At 74.2% G+C, this 26,913-nt stretch carries 26 protein-coding genes; 7 read left to right on the plus strand and 19 right to left on the minus strand.

Annotation, left to right across the window (positions count from 1 at the left end; all coding sequences use genetic code 11):
- The first annotated feature begins 66 nt into the window (after positions 1-66).
- On the plus strand, positions 67-612 hold the full coding sequence (locus tag ACI1MP_RS26630; RefSeq protein WP_100585893.1) for a DUF1697 domain-containing protein: 546 nt from the start codon (positions 67-69) through the stop codon (positions 610-612).
- A 7-nt stretch (positions 613-619) separates the two neighbouring features.
- Here the strand turns inward: ACI1MP_RS26630 and ACI1MP_RS26635 are convergent, their stop codons facing one another.
- From ACI1MP_RS26635 to ACI1MP_RS26645, 3 genes are all read right to left on the minus strand, one after another.
- Entirely contained in the window at positions 620-1,585 is a 966-nt protein-coding gene (locus tag ACI1MP_RS26635) for a DUF1152 domain-containing protein (RefSeq protein WP_404869637.1), read from the minus strand.
- A 21-nt stretch (positions 1,586-1,606) separates the two neighbouring features.
- A complete protein-coding gene (locus ACI1MP_RS26640; RefSeq protein WP_404869638.1) occupies positions 1,607-2,455 on the minus strand; it encodes a siderophore-interacting protein in 849 nt (282 codons plus the stop codon).
- An 89-nt stretch (positions 2,456-2,544) separates the two neighbouring features.
- A complete protein-coding gene (locus ACI1MP_RS26645; protein ID WP_404869639.1) occupies positions 2,545-2,904 on the minus strand; it encodes an arsenate reductase family protein in 360 nt (119 codons plus the stop codon).
- 177 nt (positions 2,905-3,081) lie between these two features.
- Between ACI1MP_RS26645 and ACI1MP_RS26650 the strand changes: the two genes are divergently transcribed.
- Both ACI1MP_RS26650 and ACI1MP_RS26655 read left to right on the plus strand, forming a co-directional pair.
- Positions 3,082-4,362 carry a cytochrome P450 gene (locus ACI1MP_RS26650; protein ID WP_404869640.1) on the plus strand — a complete coding sequence of 427 codons (1,281 nt, stop codon included), beginning with the start codon at positions 3,082-3,084 and terminating at the stop codon, positions 4,360-4,362.
- 161 nt (positions 4,363-4,523) lie between these two features.
- The gene (locus ACI1MP_RS26655; RefSeq protein ID WP_404869641.1) at positions 4,524-5,678 is read left to right on the plus strand and encodes a PP2C family protein-serine/threonine phosphatase; all 1,155 of its coding nucleotides are present in this window, start codon (positions 4,524-4,526) and stop codon (positions 5,676-5,678) included.
- An 18-nt stretch (positions 5,679-5,696) separates the two neighbouring features.
- Here the strand turns inward: ACI1MP_RS26655 and ACI1MP_RS26660 are convergent, their stop codons facing one another.
- The 6 genes from ACI1MP_RS26660 to ACI1MP_RS26685 all read right to left on the minus strand — a co-directional run bounded on the left by ACI1MP_RS26660 (position 5,697) and on the right by ACI1MP_RS26685 (position 11,816).
- Positions 5,697-6,605 (minus strand): ABC transporter substrate-binding protein, encoded by a 909-nt coding sequence (locus tag ACI1MP_RS26660; protein WP_100585898.1) that lies wholly within the window; start codon positions 6,603-6,605, stop codon positions 5,697-5,699.
- A 280-nt stretch (positions 6,606-6,885) separates the two neighbouring features.
- Positions 6,886-7,464: a hypothetical protein gene (locus tag ACI1MP_RS26665; RefSeq protein ID WP_404869642.1), complete on the minus strand. Its 579-nt coding sequence runs from the start codon at positions 7,462-7,464 to the stop codon at positions 6,886-6,888.
- 5 nt (positions 7,465-7,469) lie between these two features.
- Positions 7,470-7,979, minus strand: a complete 510-nt coding sequence (locus tag ACI1MP_RS26670) for a hypothetical protein (protein ID WP_043913617.1) — start codon at positions 7,977-7,979, stop codon at positions 7,470-7,472.
- The gene (locus ACI1MP_RS26675) at positions 7,976-9,730 is read right to left on the minus strand and encodes an alpha/beta hydrolase (RefSeq protein WP_404869643.1); all 1,755 of its coding nucleotides are present in this window, start codon (positions 9,728-9,730) and stop codon (positions 7,976-7,978) included. The genes ACI1MP_RS26670 and ACI1MP_RS26675 overlap by 4 nt, the downstream gene beginning before the upstream one ends.
- 2 nt (positions 9,731-9,732) lie before the next feature.
- Entirely contained in the window at positions 9,733-10,065 is a 333-nt protein-coding gene (locus ACI1MP_RS26680; protein ID WP_157815506.1) for a type VII secretion target, read from the minus strand.
- Between the two features lie 176 nt (positions 10,066-10,241).
- Entirely contained in the window at positions 10,242-11,816 is a 1,575-nt protein-coding gene (locus ACI1MP_RS26685; RefSeq protein ID WP_404869644.1) for an MFS transporter, read from the minus strand.
- Positions 11,817-11,954: 138 nt separating this feature from the next.
- On the opposite strand from ACI1MP_RS26685, the gene ACI1MP_RS26690 reads away from it, so the two are divergent.
- Positions 11,955-12,644, plus strand: a complete 690-nt coding sequence (locus tag ACI1MP_RS26690; protein ID WP_404869645.1) for a TetR/AcrR family transcriptional regulator — start codon at positions 11,955-11,957, stop codon at positions 12,642-12,644.
- A 226-nt stretch (positions 12,645-12,870) separates the two neighbouring features.
- Here the strand turns inward: ACI1MP_RS26690 and ACI1MP_RS26695 are convergent, their stop codons facing one another.
- The 4 genes from ACI1MP_RS26695 to dacB all read right to left on the minus strand — a co-directional run bounded on the left by ACI1MP_RS26695 (position 12,871) and on the right by dacB (position 17,972).
- Positions 12,871-14,322, minus strand: a complete 1,452-nt coding sequence (locus ACI1MP_RS26695; protein WP_404869646.1) for a pyridoxal phosphate-dependent decarboxylase family protein — start codon at positions 14,320-14,322, stop codon at positions 12,871-12,873.
- On the minus strand, positions 14,319-15,671 hold the full coding sequence (locus ACI1MP_RS26700) for an MFS transporter (protein ID WP_404869647.1): 1,353 nt from the start codon (positions 15,669-15,671) through the stop codon (positions 14,319-14,321). Before ACI1MP_RS26700 ends, ACI1MP_RS26695 begins: the two co-directional genes overlap by 4 nt.
- Positions 15,668-16,270, minus strand: a complete 603-nt coding sequence (locus ACI1MP_RS26705; protein WP_380341247.1) for a TetR/AcrR family transcriptional regulator — start codon at positions 16,268-16,270, stop codon at positions 15,668-15,670. Before ACI1MP_RS26705 ends, ACI1MP_RS26700 begins: the two co-directional genes overlap by 4 nt.
- Positions 16,271-16,391: 121 nt before the next feature.
- Entirely contained in the window at positions 16,392-17,972 is a 1,581-nt protein-coding gene (dacB, locus tag ACI1MP_RS26710; protein WP_404869648.1) for a D-alanyl-D-alanine carboxypeptidase/D-alanyl-D-alanine-endopeptidase, read from the minus strand.
- Between the two features lie 248 nt (positions 17,973-18,220).
- On the opposite strand from dacB, the gene ACI1MP_RS26715 reads away from it, so the two are divergent.
- Positions 18,221-18,796 (plus strand): TetR/AcrR family transcriptional regulator, encoded by a 576-nt coding sequence (locus ACI1MP_RS26715; protein WP_380341253.1) that lies wholly within the window; start codon positions 18,221-18,223, stop codon positions 18,794-18,796.
- A 24-nt stretch (positions 18,797-18,820) separates the two neighbouring features.
- Here ACI1MP_RS26715 and ACI1MP_RS26720 read toward each other — a convergent pair whose 3' ends face one another.
- Positions 18,821-20,248: a DHA2 family efflux MFS transporter permease subunit gene (locus ACI1MP_RS26720; RefSeq protein ID WP_380341255.1), complete on the minus strand. Its 1,428-nt coding sequence runs from the start codon at positions 20,246-20,248 to the stop codon at positions 18,821-18,823.
- A gap of 11 nt (positions 20,249-20,259) precedes the next feature.
- Positions 20,260-20,763: an FBP domain-containing protein gene (locus ACI1MP_RS26725; RefSeq protein ID WP_387993606.1), complete on the minus strand. Its 504-nt coding sequence runs from the start codon at positions 20,761-20,763 to the stop codon at positions 20,260-20,262.
- Positions 20,764-21,114: 351 nt separating this feature from the next.
- Between ACI1MP_RS26725 and ACI1MP_RS26730 the strand changes: the two genes are divergently transcribed.
- The gene (locus tag ACI1MP_RS26730) at positions 21,115-21,408 is read left to right on the plus strand and encodes a hypothetical protein (protein WP_380341261.1); all 294 of its coding nucleotides are present in this window, start codon (positions 21,115-21,117) and stop codon (positions 21,406-21,408) included.
- Positions 21,409-21,573: 165 nt separating this feature from the next.
- Here ACI1MP_RS26730 and tsaD read toward each other — a convergent pair whose 3' ends face one another.
- On the minus strand, positions 21,574-22,644 hold the full coding sequence (tsaD, locus tag ACI1MP_RS26735) for a tRNA (adenosine(37)-N6)-threonylcarbamoyltransferase complex transferase subunit TsaD (RefSeq protein WP_404869649.1): 1,071 nt from the start codon (positions 22,642-22,644) through the stop codon (positions 21,574-21,576).
- A gap of 55 nt (positions 22,645-22,699) precedes the next feature.
- Entirely contained in the window at positions 22,700-23,278 is a 579-nt protein-coding gene (locus tag ACI1MP_RS26740; RefSeq protein WP_404869650.1) for a hypothetical protein, read from the minus strand.
- Positions 23,279-23,455: 177 nt separating this feature from the next.
- On the opposite strand from ACI1MP_RS26740, the gene ACI1MP_RS26745 reads away from it, so the two are divergent.
- Positions 23,456-24,244, plus strand: a complete 789-nt coding sequence (locus ACI1MP_RS26745; protein WP_404870833.1) for an alpha/beta fold hydrolase — start codon at positions 23,456-23,458, stop codon at positions 24,242-24,244.
- Between the two features lie 41 nt (positions 24,245-24,285).
- Here the strand turns inward: ACI1MP_RS26745 and ACI1MP_RS26750 are convergent, their stop codons facing one another.
- Positions 24,286-25,320 (minus strand): ABC transporter permease, encoded by a 1,035-nt coding sequence (locus tag ACI1MP_RS26750; protein WP_404869651.1) that lies wholly within the window; start codon positions 25,318-25,320, stop codon positions 24,286-24,288.
- Positions 25,317-26,816: a sugar ABC transporter ATP-binding protein gene (locus tag ACI1MP_RS26755; RefSeq protein WP_404870834.1), complete on the minus strand. Its 1,500-nt coding sequence runs from the start codon at positions 26,814-26,816 to the stop codon at positions 25,317-25,319. Before ACI1MP_RS26755 ends, ACI1MP_RS26750 begins: the two co-directional genes overlap by 4 nt.
- Between the last annotated feature and the right edge of the window lie 97 nt (positions 26,817-26,913).

Genomic DNA, 26,913 nt, shown 5'->3' on the forward strand with positions numbered 1-26,913 from the left:
GCGCGAGTGTAGGCCGCCTTCCCGTCGAAACCGCTGATTGTCGGCGGCCCGTCCTAGACTCCGCCCATGGAGACCTACATTGCCTTCCTGCGGGCGATCAACGTCGGTGGCCGCACCGTGAAGATGGACCGGTTGCGGGAGCTGTTCGAGGGCCTCGGTCTCGACGGCGTGCGGACGTACATCCAGAGCGGCAACGTGTTCTTCCGCACCGCGGAGACCGACCGCGCGGCGCTGACGGCCCGGATCGAGGCGGGGCTCGCCGAAGGCCTGGGGTACCCGGTGCCGGTGATGCTGCGGACGGTCGAGGAGGTGGAGGCCGTCGTGGAGTCGGACCCGTTCGCGGGCGTGGAGGTCACCGAGGACGTCCGGCTGTGCGTGCTGTTCCTCTCCGAGCCGATGCCGCCGGAGGTGGAGCTGCCGGCGGCCTCGCCGAAGGGCGACTGGGAGATGATCGGCGCGAACGAGGGCGCGGCGTTCGTGGTGATGCACCTGCGCGGCGGGCGGATGAACGGCAATCCGGCCACCTGCTTCCCCAAGTCGTACCAGGGGCAGGCGACTTCGCGGTTCTTCCACACCACCGCGAAGATCGCCGCCGCGGCCCGCAAGGGCTGACACCCGGTCAGTGCGGGTAGGCCCGGGCGGGGCGCAGCCGGGGCAGTTCCTCGCGGAAGTCGGCGATGGCGGAGGCGATCTGCCGGGTCTGCACGGTGCCCTCCAGTCGGTCGAGGTAGAGGTTGCGGGCGGCGAGGGCTTCGACGGTGACGCCGAAGTACAGCGTCATCAGCGGGTTGACGAACGGTTCGCTGCCGGCCACCCGCTCGGCGGGCCCGACGTCGCCGAACCCGCCGCGCAGCGCCGCCGCGACGGACCCCTGCACGATGCTCGGCCGCTCCGGCGCGGCGGCCCGGGCGTGCTCGACGGCGTCCAGGTAGAGCGCCGTCTCCGGCGCGTCGGCGGGGAGTGAGAACGCGCCGAGGTAGCCGCCGTCGCGGTGCAGGGCGGCGAGGTTCTCCAGTACCAGGGCGTGGTTGACGCCGTGGTGGGCGTCGATGCCGAAGCCCAGGCAGGCGACCAGCCGGGTGGGCACCGACCGCAGCCCGGCGACGGCGGCGAGCGAGGCCATGTCCTCCTCGGGGGTGCCGAGTCCGGCTTCGTCGCCGCGCAGCAGGATGTCGGTGCCGCCGTCGACCAGCAGGATCGCGTCGACGCCGAGCCGGCGCACCAGCGCCCGGTACGCGGCCCGCAGCGGTCTCACCCCGGTGGAGGCGAACGCCCAGACGGTGTCCGGCTGTTGGTGCTCGCGCAGCCACCGGGCCAGCGAACGCTCGGGGAACTTCGGCTCGGCGGAGCGGGTGTCGGGCGTGATCCGGGCCAGCTGAGGGCCCTCCCAGGCGGTCGCGTCCAGCCCGTAGTGGTGGGTGAACGCCAGGTTCGCCAGGTGCACTTCGCGCCCGGCGGCGCGCAGGGCGAGGGCGAGCGGCAGCCCGGCGTAGATGTCGTGGCCGCCGCCCGCGCCGGCGATCAGGATCCGTTCGGCGGCCAGCAGGCGGGTGAGCAGGGGCGGTTGGAGCAGGCTGGTGGTCACCGGGCGGACGGTAGCAGTCGGTCAGCCGCCGTACTGCGCCAGCAGTTCCCGGGCGTCGGCGAGGTCCTCGGCGGTGGGTGCGTCGTCCTGGGTGAGGCGGTGGCGCCAGTAGCCGGTGAAGTGGACGTTCGCGCGGTCGAGGTGACGCTCGGTCAGCAGGTGGCGGCGGAGCTCGCGGACGGCGCCGGCCTCGCCGGCCAGCCAGGCGTGGTCGAGGCCGGCGGGCAGGTCGGCGGAGCGGACGGCGGCGAGCAGTCGCTCGCCGGGGGCGGCGCCCTCGCGGTGGATCCAGTGGGCGGTCAACTCGCCGAATCCGAGCAGGGGTTGCTGCTCCTCGGGGCCGGCGGTCTCGATCCAGGCGTGGGCCCGGGCGCCGGCCGGCAGGGCCTCCACCAGGGTGGCGAGCGCGGGCAGCGCCGACTCGTCGCAGGCGAACAGCAGCGGCCGGCCGCCGTCCAGCGGGAACGGGCGGGCGAACTCGGGGGAGGGGCCGAACATGGCCAGCTCCTGCCCGGGCCGGGCGCGGGCCGCCCAGTCGGCCGCCGGGCCGTCGCCGTGCAGCACGAAGTCGACGTCCACGGTGTGCCGTTCGGCGTCGTGGGCACGGACGGTGAAGGACCGCATCCACGGACGGCGGTGCTCGGGGACGGCGTGGCAGGCCCGGTACCAGTCCATCAGGTCCTGCCCGGGGGGCGCCGCGGGCAGGTCGGGGCGGTCCTGCCCGGGGCGCGGGAAGTACAGCTTGACCTGTTGGTCGGGCCCGGCCAGGGCGAACTCGCCGGGCGGCAGGGCGAAGCTCACCCGGGCGGTGCGCGGGGTGGGGCGGTGGACGGCGGTGACGGTCAGCCGGCGGATCGGCAGGTCGGGCACGGCGGGCTCCTGTCGGATCGGAGGTGGCCGGGCCAGCCTGCCGGGGCCCGCTCACAGCACGCTGTCAGCGGGCTGTCAGCGCTGCGAGGTCAGTGCGAGAGCACGTCCTTGAGGGCTTCCTCGGTGCGGCCGATCACCGTGTAGCCGTCGTCGGCGGTGATGATCGGGCGTTGGATCAGCGCCGGGTTCGCGGCCATCGCCTCGACCCAGCGGGCCCGGTCGGCGTCCTCGCGGCCCCAGGACCGCAGGCCCAGCTCCTTGCCGACCGGTTCGTCGACGCGGGCCACGTCCCACGGCTCCAGGCCGAGGCGGCTCAGCACCTCGGTCAGTTCGGCGGCCGTCGGCGGCTCCTCCAGGTAGCGGCGCACCGTGTACTCGGCGCCCGCCGCGTCGAGCTCGCCCAGGGCGGTGCGGCACTTGCTGCACCGGGGGTTGATCCAGATCTCCATGACCGGCCAGCCTACCCACCGACCCCGGGCCGCCCGGTCCGGCCCGCCGACCGCCGCCGCCCACCCGTCAGCCGACCGCTCGCCGCCCGCCCGGCCCGGCCCGGCGGGAACCCCGGTGCGCCGTCCGGCCGTTCCCGCTCCGAACGAAGGAACACGACTGCTGCTTGGGGGAGTTGCATGGACATCGCCACGATCGTCAACGGGCTGCTGGGCCTGGAGGGCCGCCGCGAGCCGTACCCGCTGTACGAGGAACTGCGCGCACTCGGGCCCGTCGTGCAGACCGACGAGTACATGGTGATGGTCACCGGCCACGAGGAGGCCGACGAGGTCCTGCGGACCCCCGCCTTCGGGGTCATCGACCCGGAGCTGGCCACCCGGTTCGAGCCGGACCACCTCGAACACCCGGGCCAGACCCTGCTGGGCGATTCGATCCTGCAGCGCAACGCGCCCGACCACGGCCGGATGCGCTCGCTGATCTCCTCGGTGTTCACCCCGCGCCGGGTCGCGGCCCTGGAGCCCGCCGTCACCGCCGCCGTCGACGCGCTGCTCGACGAACTCGCCGAGCACGGCGACGGCCCGGTGGACTTCCTGGACGCCTTCGCGTTCCGGCTGCCGATCGGCGTGATCTGCGAGCTGCTCGGCGTGCCCGAGCAGGACCGGCACCTGTTCCGTCCGCTGGCCGCCGACCTCACCGTGACGCTGGAGGCGCTGGTCGAGGACGACGAACTGGTCGCCGCCGACCGCGCCGCCGGGGAACTCTCGCAGTACTTCGCCGAACTGGCCGCCCTCCGGCGCGCCGACCCGAAGGACGACCTGGTCAGCGCGCTGGTCGCGACCGCCGACGCCGACCCGCAGCGGCTGTCCGACACCGAGCTGCTGGCCAACCTGGCACTGCTTCTGGTGGCCGGCTTCGAGACCACCGGCAACCTGCTCGGCAACGCCCTCGCCCTGCTGCTCGGGCACCCCGACACCGCCGCGCGGCTGCGCGAGGGCGCCCTCGACCCGGCCGCCCTGGTGGACGAGGTGCTGCGGTTCGACTCGCCCGTCCAGCTCACCTCCCGGATCGCGCTCACCGACGGCCTCACGGTCGGCGGCACGCCCGTCCCCCTGCACACCGGCGTGCTGCTGCTGATCGGCGCCGCCAACCGCGACCCGCGGCGCTACACCGACCCCGGGCGGTTCGACCCGGACCGCGCCGCCGGCCGGCCGCTCAGCTTCGGCGGCGGCCCGCACTACTGCCTCGGCGCGCAGCTCGCCCGGCTGGAGGCCACCGCCGCGCTGCCCGCGCTGCTGCGCCGCTTCCCGGACCTGGCCGCCGCCGGTCCGGCCGACCGGCGGGAGCGGCTGGTGCTGCGCGGCTACCGCACCCTGCCCGTCACCCTCACCGGCCGAGCCGCCGAGCCGTCGAGCCGTCGAGCCCCCGAGCCGCCGAGCCCCCGAGCCGTCGAGGCGTCGTGAACCCGGGGTGACACAGGTCACCGAACTGGTTGAAATATGATCGAATCGGGTCCAAGGGCCCAACTCGTCGGGACTTTGGTAAGGGGTGGCCCCGACCGACGGCACGGGACGATTGAAAGCGACGTCGCACCCGGATCCGGACGCCCGCCGAGGAGGTCAGCATGCCCGCGCCCACCGCCGCTCCCGTTCGCGTCGCCCCCGGCGAGGCGGCCCCCGGCCAGCACGGCCGTCAGGCCACCGCCCGGTGGGAGGCCGCCATGGCGGAGGCGCTGCGCACCCCGACCTGGGTGCGCGTCCTGCCGATCCTGCTGCTGGTCGCCGACCTGGTGCTGGAGGAGTCCGTCCCCCGGTCCGTCGCCGCGGGCTTCCTGCTGACCGTACTGCCGGTGGTCGTCGCGTTCAGCGCCGGCCCCGCCGTGGTGGCCGGCGCCACCGCCCTCACCGTCGGCCTCCAGGCGCTGCTCGCCCTGCGGGCCGGGCACCTTTACGAGCAGCACCACCTGTGGACGTACCTGGGTACCGTGCTGGCCGGTGTGATGGGCGCCGGGCTGGCCCGGCAGCGCCGCTGCCAGGCCCGCGACCTGGTCCGGATGCGGGCCGTCGCCGACACCCTCCAGCACACCGTGCTGCACCCCGTCCCCGCCCGGGTCGGGGGGCTGTGCGCCGCCGGGCTGTACCGGCCCGCGGAGGCCGACGTCGGCATCGGCGGCGACCTGTACGACGTGTGCGAGACCCGGTACGGCACCCGGATCCTGCTGGGCGACGTGCGCGGCAAGGGCCTGGAGGCGGTGCGCACCGTCGCCGACGTGGTCGGCGCGTTCCGGATCGCCGCCCACGAGACCGCCGACCTCGGCGAACTCGCCGCCCAGCTCGACCGCCAGGTGCGGCGGGCGGCCGAGGACCGCGGCGACGGCGAGCTGTTCGTCACCGCCGTGCTGCTCCAGCACGACCGTTTCACCGGCCGGTTCGAGCTGGTCAACCGCGGCCACCTGGACCCGCTGGTGGTCGGCCCCGGCACGGTCGCCGCCGTCCGCTGCGCCGAGGACCTCCCGCTCGGCCTCGGCCACCTCGCCGCCGGTCCGGCCGCGGGGCCCACCGCCGTGTCGCTGCCGGCCGGGCACAGCCTGCTGCTGCACACCGACGGCGTCACCGAGGCCCGGGACGGCGACGGCGAGTTCTACCCGCTGGCCGCCCGGCTCGGCACGCTGCCCATCACCGACCCGGACACCCTGGTCGCCTTCCTCGCCCAGGACGTCCGCCGCCACGCCGGCGCCCTCACCGACGACGTCGCCGTGCTGGCCCTGCGCGCGCACTGACCCGGGCGAGGGCCCCGATCAGGTCGAGCCGTTGATCACCGAGTTCTGGATCGCCCCGACCGCCAGGTCGTGGTCGGCCAGCACCTGGTCGTAGGTGCCGTCGGTGATCAGCCGGTTCATCGCCCGCATCAGCACGTCGCGCAGCGCCGCGTCCTCCTTGCGCACCGCGATGCCGAACGGCCGGGGCTGGATCTGCGGGCCGCCCATCTGGAAGGCGTTGCCGTTGTCCACGGTCTGCGCCGCGTACTTGGCCTTCGGGTAGTCGGTGACGAACGCGTCCGCCTGGCCCTTCAGCTTCTCCAGCGCCGCGGTGTCGGTGTCGGTCTGCACCACCTTCAGCGGCTTCGACTCGTGCTCGCAGACCTTCACCTGGCGCTGCACCAGGTCGTCGTGGGTGGTGCCCTTCTTGACCACCACGGTGTGCCCGCACAGCTGGTCGATGTCGGCGATGTTCTGCGGGTTGCCCTTGTCGACGGCGATGCCGATGCCCGCCATGAAGTAGTCGACGAAGTCCACGCCCGGACCGGTCTGCTTGCCGTCCTTGTCCAGGCCCTCCTCGCGCTCGCGGGTGTCGGTGATGCCGGACATCGCGATGTCGTACTGGCGGCTCATCAGGCCCGGCAGCACGTTCGCGAACGGCCCGGCGTCCTGGAGCTCCATCCGGATGCCGAGCGCCGCGCCCAGCTTGTCCACCAGGTGCGGGTCGAGGCCGTCCGGCTCGTTGCGGTCGTTGCGGTACACCACCGGCGCCGCGGTGAACGAGGTGCCGACCTTCAGCACCCCCGCCTTGCGCACCGCCTCCGGCAGCAGCGCGTGCAGGTCCACCTTCTTCTCGGCGGAGCCGCCGGTGCCGCAGCCGCCCAGCAGCAGCGCCCCGCCGATGACGGCGACGAGCGCGGTGCGCCCCCGCCCGGTCGTGTGTGCCATGGTCGTCGTCTCTCCCCGTGGTCAACGGCGGAACACACGACGGCCCGGAGCTGCGGACGGCATGGCGGCATGGCCGACGAACGGCAATGGCAATACCGAGGGAACCCCTCGGCCGGCCGCCGTTCCGGCTAAATCATGGGCGACTATAGCCAGCATGGCCACGCCAGCCCTAGAGCCCCCCGGCAATTGCCGCCCACGTCACCTGCACTGACGTCCGATCAGACCCGGTCCGGCCCGGTTCGTCCAGGTCGGAGGCCGGACGGGCCCGTCGGGACGGACGTCAGGACCACCCCGGGTCGGTGAACCGCGGCAGGGTGTCGGGGCCCCCGTCGGGGCCGGTCGGCAGCGGGCTCGGGGCAGGCCCGAACGGCTCGGTGGCGCCCGGGTCCTTCACCCGCGCGGTGGCCGCGACCGTCACGTTGCCGGGCACGCCGACGGTGACGGTCACGCCCGTCCCGTCCGAGGTGCGCGCGCCCGCCGCGAAGGCGGAGTTCTCGGTCAGCGTCCAGCCGCGGCCGGTCCAGTACGCCCGGACCTGCTCCAGCAGCCGGGGCCGGTTGGCCTCGGAGACCTTCGTCAGCACGTACCGACGGAGCGTCAACTGCGCGGTGCCGTCGTTGTCCCGGCGGGCGTTCTCGTGCGGCACCGCACGGAAGGCGTCGTCGGCGAACCGCACCGCGGGCGTCAGCGCCGAGGTGGTACCGTCCACCAGCTCCTGGAGCCGTCCCCGGGCCAGGTCCGCGGCCTGCGCCGAACCGCCGCCCGCGGCCGCGCCGGAGGAGCCGCAGCCCGCCAGCACCGGCCCCAGCAGCAGCGCCGCGACGGCGCCCGCCGCCCGCAGCCTCGTCCGACCGCTCATCGGCGTCACACCGACCAGAACGGGTCGTGCCGGCGCGGCATGGTGTCCATCACGCCGTCCGGCCCCAGCGGGACGGTGGAGTCGCCGCCGAACGGGTACGAGGTGCCGCTCGGCGGCACGTCCTGCACCCGCGCCAGCAGCGTCGCGTTGCCCGGGATGCCGATCCTCAACTCGACCGTCCCGAGCGGTGATTCGGCCCGCAGCAGCGGCAGCACCGGATCGTTCTCGCCGCTCAGCTGCCAGCCGCGGGCCCGCCAGGCCCGGCCCAGCTGGGCGAGCAGCTCCGGGTAGCGGTCCGCCGACAGCCGGGTCATCAGGTAGCGCCGCTTCTCCAGGTGCGCGGTGCCGTCCGGCTCCCGGGTGTACGGGTGCTCGTGCTCCACCGCCACGTACGGGCCGTCCGCCCAGTCGGCGGGCGGGTTCAGCGCCGCCGGGGCGGAGTCCAGCAGCTCGTCCACCGCCGCCTTCGCGGCCAGCAGCGCGGCCGACGGGTGGGGTGCCGCGAAGTCGTTCATCGCCGGTCCTGTCCGATCACCCGGTCACCGTGACCGGAGACGATCATGCCCATGTTGCGCAGCGAGTGGCCGTCCCGGCCGTCGCCCTGATTCCAGTAGTCCGAGTGCGACTGGAAGCCCAGCGGGCCGTCCGCCACGTCGAAACGGCGCGCGCCGAACTCGGAACTCGCCGGGTCCTGCCCGAACCAGAGCTCGTGCGGATCACCGTGCCCCGCGATCTTGTCACCGATGAAGCCGCCGAGCACCGCGCCCGGCACGCCGCCGACCAGACCGCCGATGCCCGCGCCGATGCCGATGCCCTTCGCCTCGGCGTGGCTCGGCAGGTGCGAGACCGGGTCGTGCTCGGCCGCGCCCACCCACACGTGCGAGCCGTCCACGCCCAGCTGCCCGGCCTTCTGCGCCCCGGTGCCGGGCGAGCCGACCAGGATGATGTCGTCCGCCGGTATGCCGCCCGGCCGCTGCGCCGCCTGCCCGACGGTGAACGAGCCGTAGCTGTGGCCGAGCGCCGTCAGGTGCGCCGGTTGGCCCTCGTGCGAGGCGCGCAGGCCCTGTAGGAAGCCCTGGTAGGCCTCGCCGCCCTGCTTGGCCCGCTCGTCGCCGGCCACCGCCAGCGCGTCCGGGCTGATCCCCTTGGCCTGCGGGGCGTCGTAGCCCAGCCAGGCGATCGAGGCGGTGGACCGGCTCGGGTCGATGTCGTGCGCGGACTGCCACAGGTCGCGGGCCCGGTTGGCGTCGCCGCCGCCCATGTTCTTGATCTCGGTGTTCAGGCCCGGCACGTACGCCACCACGTCGTCCGCGGTGTCCGGGTTGCCGTACGCGAGCGCGGCCCGGCCCTGGCCCTGGTCGCCGATCACCAGCAGGTAGGCGGGCGGCTGCTTGCCCTGGTCGTCCTTCAGCCGGCCCTGGATGGAACGGAAGCCCTCCAGCTTCTTCCGGTCCCACTCCGACAGGTTCTGACGGGACGACAGGTCGTTCACCAGCTGGTCGAGCCGGATCCGGTTGGCCTGGTCGCGGGCCGGGGTGGGGATGCCGTTGCGGTTGCCGATCTCGCCCGGGTGCTGGCTGATCAGCCGCTGCTGTTCGTCCGCCGGCAGCGACTTCCACCAGGAGTTCACCTCGGTCGGCGAGGCGTTCTGGTCCGGCATGCCCGCCAGGACCAGGTCCTCACTGCCGGTGAACGCGCGCAGCAGCGTGCTGTTCAGCCGCATCGCGGCGGTGCCCGGGTCGAGGCCGGCGCCGGTGCGGGCGTCGGTGGTGTACTGGCGCAGCCGCTCCGCCGTCACCTGGTCGGCGTGCGCGGCCTTGGACAGCGCCTCGCCGATCCGGTCGCGCAGGTCGGTGCCCTGCCGGGCGCGGTCCGGCGCGTCCGGGTCGTGCCGTTCGGCGGCGCTCGGCGGCGGCCAGGAGATCCCGCCGTCGTCGGAGACCTGGTAGCCGCCGGCCTGCGCCTCCTGCAGGGCCCGGCGCAGGTCCGCCTGGGCCAGCACGAAGGCCTCCGCGCCCTCCCGCAGGACGGGCGCGATCCGGGCCAACTCCAGCTGCGCGGCCGCCAGTTTGCCGGTGGTCCGGGACAGTGACTGCCGGGCGCCGTCGGCCGCGTTGCCGGTCCACCCGGAGTTCCGCACCCGGTCGTCCACCCCGGCCCGCCACTGCCGGCCGTCGTCGGCGACGGCCTCGGCGAGCGCCTGGTACGCGTCGGCGGCGCCGAACAGCCGCTGCGGGTCCGCGTCGCGGAGCGTGGGGACGTCCATGGTCACCGCCCACCGGCCGTGGCGACGGCGTTGCCCGCGGCCTGCTCGGCGCTGCGGTAGTTGGCCGCGGTCTGCCGGAGCTTCTCGCCCTGCTGGTCCATCTCCGCGGACAGCCGGTCCAGCATCGACTTCCACGCGGTGGTGCAGGCGTCCAGCTCACTGCCCGTCAGCCAGCCGCGTAGCCCGCCCTCCGCGCTGTCGGACGGACCCAGCACCCGCCCGGCCGCGTCCGGGACCCGCTCCGCGACGATCCTCGCGGTCTGCCCCGCCCCGTCCAGCTCGTCCGGATCCACCTGGAACCCGCCGCCACTGCCGCCTGGGCCCACGTCGCGCACGCCATCCCCCAACACCGGTGTCGGTCCGACCACTTGAGCGGGTCATGCTAGCGAAACCCGGCCGCCGAACCCAGGGCCGTTCACCACATCCCCGCATACCGTTCGTCACCCTACTTGGTGCGTACTTTGACGGTGCTTTACCTGAACGGGTGAACAGTCGTCCCGGACCACGGCCGTCACTCGGTCGAGTGGTTGACGGTCCGTCGTCGCGCCGGCCCGCCGACCGGGGCCGGTTCGGCGACCGGTCGCCGGACGGCCGGGCGGTGGAGCAGGACGGCGACCAGGACGGCGGTGGCGGCGAGGGCCGCGGAGCCGCAGCGCAGGGCCAGGTGGAGGGCGTCGACGAAGGCGGTGTCGACGGCGGCCTGGACGGGGGCGGGGGTGGGTGCCGCGGCGGGGCCGGCGCCGTGGCCGGTGAGGGCGGACACCGCGCGGGAGGCGTGGTCGACGGGCAGGCCGAGCCGCGGCAGGGCGGTGGTGAGCGAGTCCGTCAGGCGGTTGGTGAGGACGGCGCCGAGGACCGCGATGCCGAGCACGCCGCCGAGTTCGCGCAGCGTGTTGATGGTCGCCGAGGCCATGCCGGTCTGCGCGGGGGCGACCCGCTGGAGCACCGCGATCGACACCGGCGTGAACGTCAGGCCCATGCCGAAGCCCAGCACCACCAGCGTCCACACGTACGACCAGTAGTGCGCGTGCCCGCTGTACAGCGACAGCCCGCCGAGACCGGCCGCGCACAGCGCGATGCCCAGCACCAGCGGCAGGCGAGCCCCGTGACGGGAGGTCAGCCGACCGGACAGCGGCGCGGCCAGCATGATCACGGCCGTCATCGGCAGGCCGGCGTACCCGGCGTCGGTCGGGGCCCAGCGCATCACGCCCTGCAGCATCAACGGCAGGAAGAACAGCGCGCCGAACATCCCGAAACTGACCGTCAGCCCGCTCAGCAGCGCCCCGGCGAGCACCCGGTCGCGGAACAGCCGCAACTCCAGCATCGGCTCCGCGACCCGCAGTTCGACCAGCACGAAGGCGGTGAGCAGCACGATCGCGGCCGCCCCGCAGGCCAGCACGACCGGGTCGGCCCAGCCCCGGCCCGGGCCCTCGATCAGGCCGTAGACCAGCGCGCCCAGGCCGGCGGCGGACAGCGCGAGCCCGCCGAGGTCGATCCGGCGCTCGCGCGGCGCGATCACCGGCAGCACCCGGTACGCGAGCACCATGGCCAGCAGCCCGACCGGGACGTTGATCCAGAACACGCTGGCCCAGCCGAACGCGTCCACCATCGGACCGCCGATCACCGGACCGATCGACAGGCCGAGCGCCGAGACCCCCGACCACAGGCCGATCGCCCGGGCCCGCTCCTTCTCGTCGGTGAACACCTGCCGCAGGATCGCCAGGCTGCCCGGCGTCAGCAGCGCCGCACCGACGCCCTGCAGCATCCGCGCGGCGACCAGCACCCCGATGTCGCCGGCCAGCGCGGCGGCCGCCGAACCGAGCGTGAACAGCGCCAGCCCGAACCGGAACACCCTGGTCCGGCCGTACCGGTCGCCGAGCGTGCCGCCGGTGAGCAGCAGCGCCGCGTACACCAGGCTGTAGCCCTCGGCGACCCACTGCAGGCCGCTGATGCCCGCGTCCAGGTCCCGGCCGATCCGGGGCAGGGCGATGTTGACGATGACGTTGTCCAGCATCGCCATGAACATCGTGACGCAGAGCGTGCCGAGCGCCTGCCACTTGTGGCGCGCGCTGATCGGACCTTCCACCGGGACCGTCCCCCTCCGGGCATGTCGAGATAGCCCCTAACGGCGTTAGGGGCCGCTGGTGCGCACCCAGGATGGCCCTAACGGTGTTAGATTGCAAGCGCGATCAGTGCCCCGGACCACCCACCCTGAGGAACCCGCATGGCCGAGACCACCCCCGCCGCCGCTGCGTCCGACACCCCCGGGCAGGCCCTCACCCGGCAGGCCCTGACCGCCGCCGCCCTGCGCATCCTCGAACGCGACGGCCTGGCCGGCCTGTCCATGCGCAAGGTCGCCGCCGAGGTCGGAGTCAAGGCCGCCTCGCTCTACTGGCACGTCCGCAACAAGGAAGAGCTGCTCGACCTGCTCAGCGACGCACTCGTCGCCGACGCGGAACTCCCGCCCCGCGAAGGCAGTTGGCGCGACCAGTTCCTCGAATACGGCCGCCGCCACCGGGCCCTGCTGCTCGCCCGCCGCGACGCCGCGAAGGTCGTCGCCGGCCGCCTCGCCCCGGGCCCGCACATCCTCGCCGTCCTGGAGGACCAGCTCGACCGCCTGCGCGCCGCGGGCTTCAGCGACGCCGACGCCGCGATGGCCTCCTACCTGCTCTCCGCGTACGTCCAGGGCTTCGTCCTCCAGGAGCAGTCCCCGCTCTCCGCCGCCGAGGCCGCCGGCGCGACCCGCGGCGAGGCCGCCCGCGCGGCCGGCGAGACCTTCCGCACCCTCCCCGCCGAGACCTACCCCAACCTGGTCGCCCTCGCCGACGACCTCACCGACCCCGACATGGAGACCCGCTTCGAATTCGGCCTCCAACGCCTCGCGGACGGCCTGGCGGCGCTGCTTCCTGCGTAGCGGCGGGCGGGCCCGAAACCGAGGGCGCTGGGGGTAGCCGCAGGCGAAGCCGAAGGGGCGGAACTGCGCGACAAGCGCACGTCACGTCCGCAAGGTCGCGATCACGTGCAGGTCATTGTCCTGCGTCGCGATCTTGCAGTCGGGTGCGTTCCCCTTCGCGCAGTTCCCCGCGCCCCTGTTCTCGCGCCCGCCTGCGTTTGCGCCCGCCTGCGTTTGCGCCCTCCCGTCAGTTCTGCTCCAGGTACGGGCTGTACAGCGCCGAGAGGAACCGCGTCGCCAGCTGGTCGCGCAGCTCCGGAGGCAGGGCGTCGAGGAGCCGGTTGACGCCGGCCATGCGGGCGGGGCCGAAGCCTGCGGCAGGCAGGAGCGCGGCGAGCGTCGCGTCGTCGAGGTCGGTGAGGTCGAACTGGTCGAGGAGGGCGAGCAGTTCGGTCGGCGGGGCGACGGGCCCGCGGGCGCGGACGGCCGCGACCGCTTCGCGGAGGGCGTCGAGCAGCCCGTCCACGCCGAGTTCGCTGACGCCGGTGAGGGTGAGGTGCAGGCTGGCGGGCAGGCCGGCCACGCTCAACTGGGGTTGCAGGAAGAACCCGTGGGCGCGGGTCTCGTCGGCCAGCTCCCACAGGTCGAGGGCGGCGTCGTCCGTGCCGAGCGCGACCAGCGTCGCGTCCGGCGAGCCGAGCACCCGGAGCCCGTCGATCGTGTCGACGCCCGCGATCAGTCGGCGGGTCGCGGTGAGTGCGGCGCGCCCCAACTCCCGGTAGCCGTCCGCCCCGAGGACTTGCAGGGTGGCCCAGGCGGCGGCCAGCGGGCCGGCGCCCTTGCTGCTCTGCACGGTCGAGTTGACCACCGGGTATCCGGGCCACTGCGCGCAGGCGAAGTACGCGGCGAGCCGCATCGGCCGGTCCCGGAACAGCAGGACGGAGGCCCCCTTGGGGGCGTACCCGAACTTGTGCAGGTCGCAGGAGAGCGAGGTCACCCCGGGCACCGACAGGTCGAACTCGGGGACGGCGGCGCCCGCTTCGGCGAGCCACGGCAGCAGCCAGCCGCCGACGCAGGCGTCCACGTGGCAGGGCAGTCCGCGTCCGGCCGCGTCGGCGGCTATCTCGGTGACCGGGTCGACCACCCCGTGCGCGTACGAGGGCGCGGAGGCCACCACCAGCACGGTGTTCGAGGTGCAGGCGGCGGCCATCGCCGCCGGCACCGCCCGGAACGTCCCGGGGTCGACCGGCACCGCCACCACCTTGACCTTCAGGTAGCGTCCGGCCTTGAAGAAGGCGGCGTGCGCGGTGGCGGGGACGACGATCTCCGGCTCGGCGATCCCGGGGCGGCAGTCCCGCGCGGCCTTCACGGCGAGCAGGATCGATTCGGTGCCGCCGCTGGTGAAGATCCCCGGTGTGCCGTCGTCCCCGCCGAGCCGGGTGGCGACCGCGCCGACCACCCGGCGTTCCAGCGCGACGATGCTCGGGAAGGCCGTCGGGTCGAGGCCGTTGACGTCCAGCATGGCCAGGTACGCGCGCTCCGCGGCCTCCCGGACGTCGGGCCGTCCCGCGTCGTAGGTGTAGGCGGTGGTGCGCCCGCCGCGGGTGGGCAGGTCGTGGGCGGTCATCGCCCGCAGCTCGTCGGGCAACTCCTCGGCGGGGCGGCCGAATTGCGGCAGCCCGGGGTGGGCGGTGGTCATGATTCGGCTCCAAGGGGGGAGTTGGCGACGTTCGGCACGGCCGAGCGGCGTCGGCCGTACGCGCGCAGGGCGGGCAGCGAGAGCAGCATCAGGGCGGCGGGCACCAGGCTGAAGCCGAGCAGCACCCCGGCCCGGGCGGCGCCGGTCTGCGCGACGGGGTGGTCGGTGGTCGAGGAGACGAATCCGGCGGCGGCCAGCGCCAGCGAGAACAGCCCGGGGCCGGCGGCCAGCCCGGCGGTCTCCCCGGCGGTCCACAGCCCGGTGAACGCCCCCGACTGGAGGCGGCCGGTGCGCGCCGCGTCCGCGTGCACGGTGTCGGGCAGCAGCGAGAGCGGCAGCACCTGCAGGGCCGCGTACGCGACGCCCAGCAGGGCGCACAGGACCAGCACCGGCCCGACCCGGGCACCGCCGTGCGCCGCGGGCCAGAGCGCGGCGGAGGCGACGGTGAACAGACCGGTCGCGGCGGTCAGGCATCGCAGCCGGCCCCAGCGGGCGGCGGCCCGGCCCCACAGCGGGACGGCGACGGCGCTCGGCGCGACCAGGCAGACGAACAGCACCGAGGTCAGCCCGTACCCGCCGAGCCAGTAGGTGGCGACGTACGGCGCGGCCGCCAGCATGATCGCCACCGCGGCGGCCTGCAGCACGAACGCGCCGAGCAGCGCGAAGAACGCCCGGTTGCCGCGTGCGGTGCGCAGCGCCGCCGGCAGCCCGAGCGGCTCCGCCCCGGGCCGGGCCGGCACCGTGCGGGCGCCGAGGGTCGGGACCAGCAGCGTCACCAGCAGCAGCGCGCCGACCGCCACGGCCATCACGGCGTAGCCGCCGCGCCCGCCGCCGGCCAGCGAGACCAGGGCCGGGGCGAGGCCGCCCGCGACCAGGATGCCGACGGTCAGGCAGACGATCCGCCACACCGTGATCCGGGTGCGGACCCGCGGCTGCTCCGACATCTCGGCGGGCAGCGCCACGTACGGGACCTGGAACAGCGCGAACGCGCTGGAGGCGAGGACGAAGGTGCCGGCGACCCAGACGGCGGCGCCGGAGCCGGTGAGCGGGGAGAGGAATATCGCGGCGAACGCGACCGGCAGGGCGAGCGTGCCGGCCAGCAGGATCCGGGTGCGGCGCCTGGTGCGCAGCGCCTCGCGGTCGCTGGCCGCGCCGACCAGCGGGTTGAACAGCGCGTCCCAGGCCTTCGGCAGGGCGACCACCAGACCGGCCAGGCCGGCCGGGACGCCCAGCGCGTCGGTCATGAAGTAGAGCAGCAGCAGGCCGGGGACGGTGGAGTGGATGCCGGTGCCGATCGAGCCCACCGCGTACCGGGCGAGCTCCCGCCGCGACATCTCGCGGCTCGTCACCGCGCGCCGCCGTCCAGGCCGAGTTCGCGCTGCACCAGGGCCCGCAGGTGGGTGCGGAAGCGCGGTACCTGCGCGCGGATCACCGAGCGGCAGAACCCGTGCGTGGTCCACAGCACCGTCCACACCGCGAGTTCTGCCCGGTCGGCCGTCAACTGCGGCAGGGCGGCGACGAGTTCACGCCGGACGGTCTCCAGCAGTGGCTGGGCGTACCGCTCCTCCAGGTCGGCGAACTCGGCGGCGTCGGCCATCCAGCGGCGCATCCACAGGGCGGGGACGTGCGGCTGTTCCAGGCAGAAGTCCAGGTACCGGTCGGCGAATTCGGCCGCCGCCCGGGCCGGATCGCCCGGGGCGGTCCGGGCGAACTCCGCCAACGCCGCGTCGACGGCGGCGCGTTCGGCCTCGTGGGCCCGCCGCATCACCTCGCGGTACAGGTCGGCCTTGGTGCCCACGTGGTAGGCGACGGTGGCGACGTTCAGTCCGGCCGCGCCGGCGATCGTCCGGGTGGTGGTGCCGTCGTAGCCGTGTTCGGCGAACAGGTCGGTGGCGACCGCGAGGATCCGTTCCCGGCTCGCCTCGGCGGCCGTCCGGTGCTGGCTCATGGTGGGGGAGCGTACGCGCGCCCTCCGGCATCGATCAAGCGCTTGATGGAGAGAGATTTCGAGCGTCCGCGAACGGCGACGGGCCCCGCCGCAGTGCGGCAGGGCCCGTGCTGACCAGGCGTCAGCAGTGCGACAGGGTCTCGCAGTCCTCCCAGCGGGTGCCGGTGTACTCGTCACCGGAACCACCGGGCGCGACCAGCTTGTTGGACTTCAGCTGGGCCGTGACGGCGGGGCCGGCGGCGAGCCGGACGGCTATCGCGTCGACCACGGGGCGCGGGCTGGTGCCGGCGTAGTTGTTGACCATCACGACGAACAGCAGCTTGCGGCCGTCGGGCGCGGTCGCGTAGCCCATCAGATTGTCGACGCCGCCCATCGAACCGCTCTTGGCGTGCACGTTGTTCTCGGCCTTGGTGCCGCGCATCCGGGCGGCCAGGGTGCCGCCGACCATCCGCTCCGGGTTGCCCGCCACCGGCAGCGCGTTGTACCAGGCGTCGAACCACGGCTTGGTCTGCGCGAGCTTCAGCAGGTCCGCCATCTTCGCGGGGGTGGTCAGGTCGTAGCGGGACAGGCCGGAGCCGTCCACCTGGCGGGTGGTCGGGCCGGTGATGCCGTTCGCCTTCAGGAAGGCGTTGACCTGGTTGATGCCGGTCGCCCAGTCGCCGCGGCCGCCCTTGACCTTGCCGATCTCCTTGGTCAGGTGCTCGGCGATGCCGTTGTTGCTGACCTTCAGCATCGGGACGATCAACTCGGACAGGGCCTTCGACTGGTGCGAGGCCAGCGCCTGCGAGGTCTCGGAGCCGGCGGCCGGCTGCACCCCGCGCACCACCCGCACGCCGTGCCGGGCCAGCGCGCCCGCGAACACCTTCCCGGTGTACGTGCTGGGGTCGTCGACCGTCAGCCAGGAGGTCTGCGGCGCGGCGCCGGCCGCGATGCTGCCGGACAGCGCGACGTCGTTGCTGCCCCGGCGCCGGTCCACGCCCACGGTCGACCCGCTGCCGGCCGCGCCGGTGGCGACGGTGCCGACGAACTTCATCGGCGCCTCGGCCGGGTTCAGCGTCACCTTGGCGGCCTCGCCGGCCGCACCCGGGGTGACCGTCACCTGGACGGTGTCCATCAGGTACTCGGGGTCGTTGGCGACGGTCAGCCCGGAGATCTGCGGGTTGTACGAGTACGGCTCGTCCTCCCAGGCCCAGCCCGGGCCGAACGGCGTCGAGTCGTACCGGGTGCCGTCGGCCAGCACCCGGCCGGTGACGGTGGTGACGCCGGTCGCCGCGACCTTCGCGGCCAGGTCGTCGAGGTCCTGCACCAGCAGGCTGGGGTCGCCGCCGCCGCGCAGCACCAGGTCGCCGACCAGGGTGTCGCCGTAGGTGCTGCCGGTGGTGCGGACCTCGGTGGTGAACCGGTAGTCCGCGCCGAGCAGGTCGAGCGCCGCGGTCGAGGTCACGGTCTTCAGGGTGGACGCCGGGGTGAACAGCGACTGCGGCTGCCGGGCGAACAGCACCTCGCCGGTGGTGGCGTCCAGCACCTCGACGCCGGCCTGGGCGCTGGCCAGCCGCGGGTCGGCGAGCAGGGTGTTCAGATCGGCGGTCAGCGTGGCGTCGGCCGGCTTCGGGTCGTCGGCCTGCGCCGAGACGGCGAGCAGGGAGGCGGCGAGGACCGCGGCTGCCAGCGGCAGAGTGCGGCGGTACGGACGTGCGGGCACGGATGGCTCCAAGGTGCGGATCGACCGGGGAACGTGCGTCACCCACGCCCCCGTTTTGTCCGGTACATTACCATCTGATGGGAAATCAGATGATCTTTATGCCTGGCTGCTCGGGCTCCCCGGACCGGACTCCGCAGGCTCCCCTCTTCCCTACGCTCCGGCGCCCCGGAACGTCGCGCCCCGAGCGGCCGGAGCGACCCCGGATACACTGACGCGGGCTTCAGCAGGCAAGGTTCGGAACGGGAGACATGGGCGCGCACGCCGGACTGACGGTCGAGCGGATCACCCGCGCCGCCGCCGAACTCGCCGACCGGGTCGGCATCGACAAGGTGACCGCCTCCGCCCTCGCCCGCGGCTTCGGCGTCAAGGACGCCAGCCTCTACTCGCACGTCAGGAGCCTCCAGGAGATCCGCACCCGGGTCGCCCTGCTCGCCACCGAGGAGATCAACGACCGCATCGCGAGCGCCGTCGCCGGCCGCTCCGGCGCCGAGGCCCTCACCGCCTTCGCCGACGCCCAGCGGACCTACGCCCAGCAGCACCCCGGCCGCTACGCCGCCACCCAACTCCGCCTGGACCCGGCCGACTTCGCCGACACCGAGGCCCTCGCCCGGTCGGTCGAACTCACCTACGCGGTGATGCGCCACTACCGGCTGGACGAACCCGACCTGACCGACGCCGTCCGGCTGCTGCGTTCCACCTTCCACGGCTTCATCGCCATCGAGGCCAACGGCGGCTTCCACCACCCGCGCGGCGTGGACGGCTCCTGGCAGCGGATCGTGTCCGGCCTGCACCGGCTGCTGGAGAACTGGCCGCGCACCGCCTAGCCCGCCCGCCGGGCCGCGCTCCGGCTAGCTCTTCCGCCGCGCCGGCAGGAACGCGGCCGGAACCGCCGTCAGCAGCACGAACCCCAGCGCCACCGCGAACACCGGACGGAACGCCGCGACCGTCCCCGCACCGCCGTGCGAGGCGTGCTGCAGCACCAGCGCCACCACCGCCGTGCCGGCCGCCGCGCCGAGCTGCTGCGCGACCGCGTTCACGGTGGTCGCGGCGGGCACCGCGGCCGGCGGCAGCGAGTGGTAGAGCGTCACCATCACCGGCGAGGCGGCCAGCGCCAGCCCGACCCCCTGCGCGAACAGGGCGACCAGCAGCAGCCCGCCCGGTTCCGCGGCGCCGGCCCGGGCGAACACCGCCAGGCCCGCGGCGACCAGGGCCAGCCCGGTCAGTACCAGCGCCCGCGGATTGCTCCGGGCGTCGATCACCCGCCCCACCAGCAGCACCGCCACGCCCGCGCCCGCCCCCTGCGCGACCATCACCAGGCCGGCGGTCAACGGCCCGCGGCCGCCGGCCTGCTGGAAGAACAGCGGCACCAGCACCACCGCCCCGTACAGGCCGAAGCTGTTCAGCAGCGAGACGGCGGTCGACGCGGCGAACGCGCGGTCCCGGAACAGCCCGAAGTCCAGCAGCGCCCGCTCCCGCCGACGCCGCGACAGCAGTCCGTGCGCCGTCAGCAGCACCGCCGCCGCCAGCAGCGGCCCCAGCACCCGCAGGTCGCCCACCGGCCGGCCCCCGCCCAGCCGGACGAATCCGAGAACGGCCGCCGTCAGCCCGCCGCTCACCGTCACCAGACCCGCCAGGTCCAGCCGGCCCGGCGCGTCATCCCGCCGATTGCGCATCAGCAGCGGCGACAGCACCGCCACCGCCAGGCACACCGGCACGTTCAGCAGGAACACCCACCGCCACGAGTGGCCCTGGACCAGCGCCCCACCCACCACCGGCCCCGCCACCGGAGCGACCAGCACCGGCACCGCGATCAGCGCCATCGTCCGGCCCATCCGCGCCGGACCGGCCACCTGCACCACCAGGATCCGCATCAGCGGGAACAGCATCCCCGCGCCCAACCCCTGCACCACCCGGAACGCCACCAGCGAAGCCGGCGACCAGGCCAGCCCGCACAGCACCGACCCCAGCAGGAACACCGCCAGCGAAGCCGTCCAGCACGCCACCGCCCCGAACCGCCGCGCCGCCCACCCCGTCGCCGGGATCACCGCCGACATCGCCAACAGGTACGCCGTCGCCACCCACTGCACCTGCGCCAGGCCCACGTCGAACCGTCGCGCGAACGACTCCAGCGCCACCCCCACCACCGTGGTGTCCAGCAGTGCGACGAACGCGCCCGCCGCCAGCAGCAGCGCCGCCCGCACCACCGGCCCGCCGAGCGCCTCACGGCCCGCCGCCCGCCCCGTCACCGGACGGTCCGTCACCACACGATCCGTCACCGCACGATCCGTCATCGGACGACCCGCCCGAGGAACCCGGCGAGATTCGCCCGCATCCGGGCCACCCGCTGCTCCGCGTCCAGACTCTCCGTCATCCGCGCACCGCCCGCGGCCACCCGCTTTCGACCCCGCACGTACAGCGGGCACGCCAGGTCGCTGCAGAAGTACTCGCCCGCCGAGGCGTACTCCTCCGCCGCCGCGCCCCGGCCCGCCCGACGCGCCGTCATCAACGCCACTCCCGAGGCCGGATGCGCCGTCAGGCAGATCGAGCACATCGCCCCACCGCGCCCCGCGCCCGGTCGCTGCGCCAGTCGCAGGGCCACCCCGACCGTCCGCCCCTCGAACTCGGCCACCAAGTACCCCCGGTCGGGTGCCCCTGGCTCCCGCCAGCCGAGAAAGTCCAGTCCGGCCCAGTCCAGCTCCGCCAGTTCGCGCGGCAGCCGGGCCCGACTCGCTTCCCCCTTGGTGCAGTTGACGAACGACGCCCGGATCTCCGCCTCGGTCAGTGCCTGCATGGCTTCTCCAGTCTCCCTAGGACTCCTAGTTTTCAGCCAAGGTATCCTAGGCAGGCGCTTCCGCCAAGCGATTTCGATCCGGTCGGGGGGACGGCGAAGGCCGCCAACTCCCCGGGGGAGCAGCGGCCTTGACGGTCGACCGGGCGGCCGTGCCGGTGGACGGTCGAGCGGCCGTTCGAAGGAGCGGGAGGCGGGCCGGCGGCCCGTCCCGGCCGCGGACCGGGCCACTCGGCCATGGGGAGCAATCGGACTTTTCCGACTGGCCGCCCCGGCTGACGTCGTGTGTCTTGGAGTACAGGGAAGCCCACTGCTTCCCGAATCGGATTCCGTTTTCGGAAGGATTTATTTCTCATGCGTGCTCTCACTCGTACTGTCGCCGCCATCAGCCTCGCCGCCCCCGTCCTGCTCGGCTGCGCGGGTCTGGCCTCCGCCCACGAGGGCGGCGACATGGATGCCGCCCACGAGGGCAGCAGCCCCGAGGCGCACTTCGTCGAGGTCCAGTTCATCGCCAACGAGACCACCGCCGGCATCGCCGGCTCCGGCTCGTTCGTCACCCCGAACAGCGTGGAGCACTTCAGCGGCTTCGCCGTCGCGGACGACGAGGGTGTCTCCGGTTCGGCCACCGACTCCGGCGCGAGCTGGTAGTCCTGACGCACCGAGCCCGACCGGGAGGGAGGGCCGTCCCAGCCCTCCCTCCCGCACCACCGAAGCGCCGGCCCTCGCGGCCGGCGCTTTGTCGTGCGTCCGGGTCCTGGCGGCCGGCGCTTTGCCGTGCGTCCGGCTCCTGGCGGCCCGGGTCCTGACCTCGGATCAGGCGGCGGACCGAGCCCGCGGGCGCGGCGTCAGCGCGGCGTACTCCAGTGGCGCGGACGGGTCGATCGACACGTCCAGCGGGGCGGGCTCGGCGCCGGCGCGGGCCAGGAGGTCGCCGATCGCGGCGACCATCGCGCCGTTGTCCGTGCAGAGGGGCAGGGGCGGCACCCGCAGGGTGATGCCGGCGGCGGCGCAGCGCTGTTCGGTCAGGGCCCGGATCCGCGAGTTGGCGGCGACGCCGCCGACCACCACCAGGGTGCGGATGCCGTGGTCGGTGCAGGCGCGGACGGCCTTGCGGGTGAGGGTGTCGGCGATCGCCTCCTGCAGCGAGGCCGCCGCGTCCGGCACCCGCGGTTCGACGCCGGCGGCGCGGTGGCCCTCGACCCAGCGGGCGGCGGCGGTCTTCAGCCCGGAGAAGGAGAAGGCGTACGGTGCGTCGCCGGGCCCGGTGAGCGGGCGCGGCAGCCGGACCGCGCCCGGGTCGCCGTCGCGGGCGGCGCGGTCGATCGCCGGTCCGCCGGGGTAGGACAGGCCGAGGATGCGGGCGGTCTTGTCGAAGCACTCGCCCGCCGCGTCGTCCAGGGTGTCGCCGAGGTGCACGATCGGGTCGCGGGCCAGGTCGCGGACCAGCAGCAGCGAGGTGTGGCCGCCGGAGACGATCAGCACCACGCACGGGTTCGGCAGCGGCCCGCCCGCCAGTCCGGCGGCGGCCACGTGCCCGGCCAGGTGGTGGACGCCGTACAGCGGCACCCCGAGCGAGAACGCGTAGCCCTTCGCGGCGGCCACCCCGACCTGCAGCGCCCCCGACAGCCCCGGCCCGGTGGTGACCGCGACCGCTCCCACGTCCCGCAGCGTCAGCCCCGCCCGGTCCAGGGCCTCCCGCACCACCGGCGCCATCGCGTGGACGTGCGCGCGGGCCGCGATCTCCGGCACCACTCCGCCGTACCGGGCGTGCTCGTCCATGCTCGACGCCACGGCCTGCCCGAGCAGCACCCCGTCCCGAACCAGCCCCGCTCCCGTCTCGTCGCAGGACGACTCGATTCCCAGCACCACCGGCGACTTCGGCATCGGCCCGCACCACTTTCGCGTATCAATTGCAGTTGCACATAGTTTGCAACAGTCTTCAGGCGGGCGAGGCGGCGGCCTCCTCGGCCGGGTGGGGGAGCCGCCCGGTCCGGGCGCGGCGGCGCACCGCGGCGGCGCAGAGCAGACCGGTGGCGGCGAGCGCGAGCCAGGGCAGGTAGGGGGCGTCGTGGCGGGCGGCGTAGTCCCAGAGGGCCCCGACGGCGAGGTTGCCGAGGGTGATGCCGAGCCCGGAGACGGTGCTGTACAGGCCGTAGTGAGTGGCGACCAGGCGGCCCCGGGCGAGCGTGACGACGGTGTCCATCTCGAACGGGTGGACCACCGCGCCCGCCGCGGCGAGCACGGCCGCCGCGACCGCCAGCGCCACCAGCTGGGCCACCGCGCCGGAGCGGGGGAGCAGCGCGAGCGGAACGAACGCCGCCCCCATGGCGGCGAGCCCGCGCACCAGCGCCCGGGAGGGCGTCCAGACGCGGCCGGCCCAGCCGGTGAGCCGCAGTTGGCCCGCGACGGCAACGGCGGCGGAGAGGACGAACAGCCCGGTGGTGGCCTCGGACCCGTCGACGCCGAGGGCGAGGTCGGCGGCGAGCGGCAGTGCCAGGTAGACCTGGAAGGTCAGCACGCGGGGGCGGTGAACGGCTCGCCCACCCACAGCACGGGCGTGTCGCCCACCAGTCCGGCGGGGGCGAGCAGTTGCGCGGGGGACGCGGGGGACGCGGGGGCGGCGTCGGCGGGGCGGGACACGACAGCGGTCCTCGTCCACGGCTCGGGCAGCAACTCCTACTACTGGCAGCCCCTGCTGCGCGAACTGGGCCTGCGCGGACACCGCGCGATCGCGGTCGACCTGCCCGGGCACGGGCTCGGCGCCTACCTCCCCGAGTCCTACCAGTTCCCGCAGGACCTCGACCGGCTGCGCACCGAGCCGTCCCCGATATCCCGGGTGACGCTGGGCGACTTCGCCGCGCACGTGATCGGCGTGGTGCGGCGGGCCCGCCGCAACGGCCCGGTCGTGCTGGTCGGCGGCAGCCTCGGCGGCGCGACCCTCAACGCCGTCGCCAACCAGGTGCCCGACCTGCTCGCGCACCTGGTGTACGCCTCCGCGTTCTGCCCGACCGAACACCCCTCGGTGCTGCGGCTGATGATGACCCCCGAGGCGGCCACCAGCTCCGTGTTCAGGCTCCCCGCGATCCAGACCCCGCCCGAGCTGGGCGTCAGCCGGGTCAACTGGCGCTCGGGCGACCCCGCGTTCTTCGCCCTCGTCAAGGAGTCGATCGCCGCCGACCGCCCGGACGCCGAAGTCCGGGCGCTGATGAACATCCTGGAGCCGGACGAGTCCGCGGCCGTCGGCGCGAGCGAGGACGCCCGCGGCCTCCCGACCGGGTGGGGCCGGGTGCCGCGCACCTTCCTGCGCTACACCCAGGACCGCACCATCCCCCTCCCGCTCCAGGACCTCATGATCCGCGAGGCGGACGCCACCACCCCGCACAACCCGTTCCGCGTCCGCTCCCTGCCCGCCCCGCACGCCGGCCCGCGCGACCCGGCCCTCCTGGCGGACGAACTGGAGCTCGTCGCGCGGCTGCCCCGCTGAGCACGCGCCGTGGCCTCCGTCGCCGGTACACCGACACCGGGTCAGGCGGGGAGGCCGACGGCGCGTTCCCCGGTGCGGCGCTGCTGGACGACGACCGCGACCACGAGCAGCGTGCCTTGGGCGACGTTCTGCCAGAAGGAGTTGATGCCCTGGACGGTGAGTCCGTTGTCGAGGGCGCCGAGGAGGGCGACGGCGAGGAGGGTGCCGCCGATGGTGCCCTTGCCGCCCCTGAGGGCGCAGCCGCCGAGGGCGGAGGCGGTGATGGCCTTGAGTTCGAGGCCTTCACTGCCGGAGGTGGGCTGTCCGCTGCCGGTGCGGGCGGTGAGCAGGATTCCGGCGACGGCGGCGACGGCGCCGATGAGGGCGTACACGGCTACCAGGTACTTGTTGATGTCGATGCCGGCGAGGCGAGCGGCGGTGTCGTTGCCGCCGATGGCGTAGATGTTGCGGCCGATGTCGGTGCAGGCGAGCAGGAGGTGGACGGCGACGGCGACGGCGATGAGGATCCAGGCCATGACGGGGAGTCCGGCGATCCGGCCCCGGCCGAGGAAGACGAAGACGGCGTCGTTGAGGACGTAGCCCTGGGCCCGGCCGTCGGAGAGGAGCTGGGCGAGGCCCTTGTAGGCGGCGAGGCCGGCGAGGGTCGCGATGGTGGGGTTGACCCGGCCGTACACGATGATCGCGCCGTTGAGGAGGCCGATCAGCAGGCCGACGGCGACGGCGGCGGCCATGCCCGCGAAGGCGTTGGAGCCGGCGGAGGTGAAGGCCATGGCGCTGACGACGGAGGCGACGCCCGCCTGGGAGCCGACCGAGATGTCGAGTCCGCCGCAGATGATGACGACGGTCTGGACGACGGCGAGCAGCCCGGTGATGGTGGCGGCCTCGGCGATCACCTGCATGTTGGTGAGGCTGAGGTAGTTGTCGTTGAGGAGGCCGAAGACGGTGAGGACGGCGACCAGGGCGCCGATCAGGCCGAGGTTCTGCCCGCCGATGGCGCCCAGCACGGGAATCCTCGCGGCGGGCCGGCGCCGGCCTCCGTCGTCCGGGACGGCCGGCGGTGTGGCGGCGGTTGTCATGAGGCTGCTCCTGAGGCGCTGGGGCTGATGTCATCGGCCATCGCGAGGGCGAGGACGGCCTCCTCGGTGGCTTCCTCGCGGTTCAGTTCGCCGGTGGTGCGGCCGTTCTGCATGACGACGATCCGGTCGGCGAGGCCGAGCAGTTCGGGCAGTTCGGAGGAGATCACCAGCAGCGCGACGCCCTGTTCGGCGAGGTCGGCGATGATCCGGTAGATCTCGGCCTTGGCGCCGACGTCGATGCCGCGGGTGGGCTCGTCGAGGATCAGCAGCTTGGGCCTGCGGGCGAGCCAGCGGGCGAGGACGACCTTCTGCTGGTTGCCGCCGGAGAGCTTGCGGACCTCGTGCTCGATGGACGGCGTGCGTACCCGCAGGCGGTCGATGTACTCCTGGGCGAGGTCGCGTTCCGCTCCTCGCCTGACGAAGCGGAAGCGGCGCAGTCGCTCCAGTACCGCGATGGAGGTGTTGTCCCGGATCGTGCGGTGCAGGAACAGCGCCTGCGCCTTCCGCTCCTCCGGGGCCAGGCCGAGACCGGCGCGGATCACCGCCCCGGGGCTGCCGGACGGCAGCGGCCGTCCGTCCAGGGTGACGCTGCCGGAGCGGACGGGCAGGTCCCCGGCGAGCGCGAGAGCGAGTTCGGAGCGTCCGGCGCCGATCAGTCCGGCGAGGCCGACCACTTCGCCGGCGTGGATCCGCAGGTCGATGCCGTGGACCCGGTCCGTCGTCAGGCCGCGGACGTCCAGGACGACCCGGTCGCCGACGACGGACCGGCGGACGAACATCGTCGACAGGTCGCGGCCGACCATCAGACGCACCAGGTCGTCCTCGGTGGTGGTCCTGGCATCCCGGACGCCGACCAGGGCTCCGTCGCGCAGGACGGCGATGCGGTCGGCGAGCCGGAGGATCTCCTGCATCCGGTGCGATACGTAGACGACGGCGACGCCCTGATCGCGCAAGCGGTCGATCAGCGCGAACAGCGCGTCGACCTCGTGCTCGGACAGTGAGGAGGTCGGCTCGTCGAAGGCGATGACCCGGGCGGCGTTCCGGCCGGTCAGCGCTCGCATGATCTCGACCAACTGGCGTTGAGCGGCGGTCAGTTGTGATCCGAGCAGATCGGGCTCCAGGACGTCGGCGAAACCCAGCCGGTCGAGGTCCGCGGTGATCCGGCGGCGCAGCTCGGCCCGGTCGAGGCGGCGGCCGGCCCGGCGGGGCAGGGATCCGGTGTAGACGTTCTCGGCGACCGAGACGTGCGGGACGATCTCGGGTTCCTGCGGGATGATCCGGATGCCGGCGGCCCGTGCGTCGGCCGGGGAGCGCAGGTCGACCGGTCGCCCGTCCAACAGGACTCGTCCCCGGGTGGGCCGGTGGTCGCCGGTGAGGATCTTCAGGAGAGTGGACTTGCCGGCGCCGTTCTCGCCCATGAGGGCGGTGACGCTGCCGCCGGGGAGGTCGAGGGTCACGTCGTCCAGGGCCTGCACCGCACCGAATCGCTTGGTGATCCCCTCGACCCGCGCGCCGGCGGTGGAAGGCCGGCCGGCGGGCGGTGGGGAGCTGGAGGTCGAGGGGCGTGCTCTGCTCACTGCTGGGTCACCTCAG

The sequence above is a fragment of the Kitasatospora griseola genome (genome assembly GCF_044999035.1).
Taxonomy (GTDB): Bacteria; Actinomycetota; Actinomycetes; order Streptomycetales; family Streptomycetaceae; genus Kitasatospora; species Kitasatospora griseola.

What these genes read in the sequence shown, in the direction of transcription:
- ACI1MP_RS26675 (WP_404869643.1), bottom strand. Translation starts at nt 9,730, where the DNA reads ATGGACGTCCCCACGCTCCGCGACGCGGACCCGCAGCGGCTGTTCGGC.
- ACI1MP_RS26725 (WP_387993606.1), bottom strand. Translation starts at nt 20,763, where the DNA reads ATGCAGGCACTGACCGAGGCGGAGATCCGGGCGTCGTTCGTCAACTGC.
- ACI1MP_RS26715 (WP_380341253.1), top strand. Translation starts at nt 18,221, where the DNA reads ATGGGCGCGCACGCCGGACTGACGGTCGAGCGGATCACCCGCGCCGCC.
- ACI1MP_RS26705 (WP_380341247.1), bottom strand. Translation starts at nt 16,270, where the DNA reads ATGAGCCAGCACCGGACGGCCGCCGAGGCGAGCCGGGAACGGATCCTC.
- ACI1MP_RS26655 (WP_404869641.1), top strand. Translation starts at nt 4,524, where the DNA reads ATGCCCGCGCCCACCGCCGCTCCCGTTCGCGTCGCCCCCGGCGAGGCG.
- ACI1MP_RS26750 (WP_404869651.1), bottom strand. Translation starts at nt 25,320, where the DNA reads ATGACAACCGCCGCCACACCGCCGGCCGTCCCGGACGACGGAGGCCGG.
- ACI1MP_RS26630 (WP_100585893.1), top strand. Translation starts at nt 67, where the DNA reads ATGGAGACCTACATTGCCTTCCTGCGGGCGATCAACGTCGGTGGCCGC.
- ACI1MP_RS26650 (WP_404869640.1), top strand. Translation starts at nt 3,082, where the DNA reads ATGGACATCGCCACGATCGTCAACGGGCTGCTGGGCCTGGAGGGCCGC.
- ACI1MP_RS26665 (WP_404869642.1), bottom strand. Translation starts at nt 7,464, where the DNA reads ATGAGCGGTCGGACGAGGCTGCGGGCGGCGGGCGCCGTCGCGGCGCTG.
- ACI1MP_RS26690 (WP_404869645.1), top strand. Translation starts at nt 11,955, where the DNA reads ATGGCCGAGACCACCCCCGCCGCCGCTGCGTCCGACACCCCCGGGCAG.
- ACI1MP_RS26670 (WP_043913617.1), bottom strand. Translation starts at nt 7,979, where the DNA reads ATGAACGACTTCGCGGCACCCCACCCGTCGGCCGCGCTGCTGGCCGCG.
- ACI1MP_RS26660 (WP_100585898.1), bottom strand. Translation starts at nt 6,605, where the DNA reads ATGGCACACACGACCGGGCGGGGGCGCACCGCGCTCGTCGCCGTCATC.
- ACI1MP_RS26730 (WP_380341261.1), top strand. Translation starts at nt 21,115, where the DNA reads ATGCGTGCTCTCACTCGTACTGTCGCCGCCATCAGCCTCGCCGCCCCC.
- ACI1MP_RS26695 (WP_404869646.1), bottom strand. Translation starts at nt 14,322, where the DNA reads ATGACCACCGCCCACCCCGGGCTGCCGCAATTCGGCCGCCCCGCCGAG.
- tsaD (WP_404869649.1), bottom strand. Translation starts at nt 22,644, where the DNA reads ATGCCGAAGTCGCCGGTGGTGCTGGGAATCGAGTCGTCCTGCGACGAG.
- ACI1MP_RS26645 (WP_404869639.1), bottom strand. Translation starts at nt 2,904, where the DNA reads ATGGAGATCTGGATCAACCCCCGGTGCAGCAAGTGCCGCACCGCCCTG.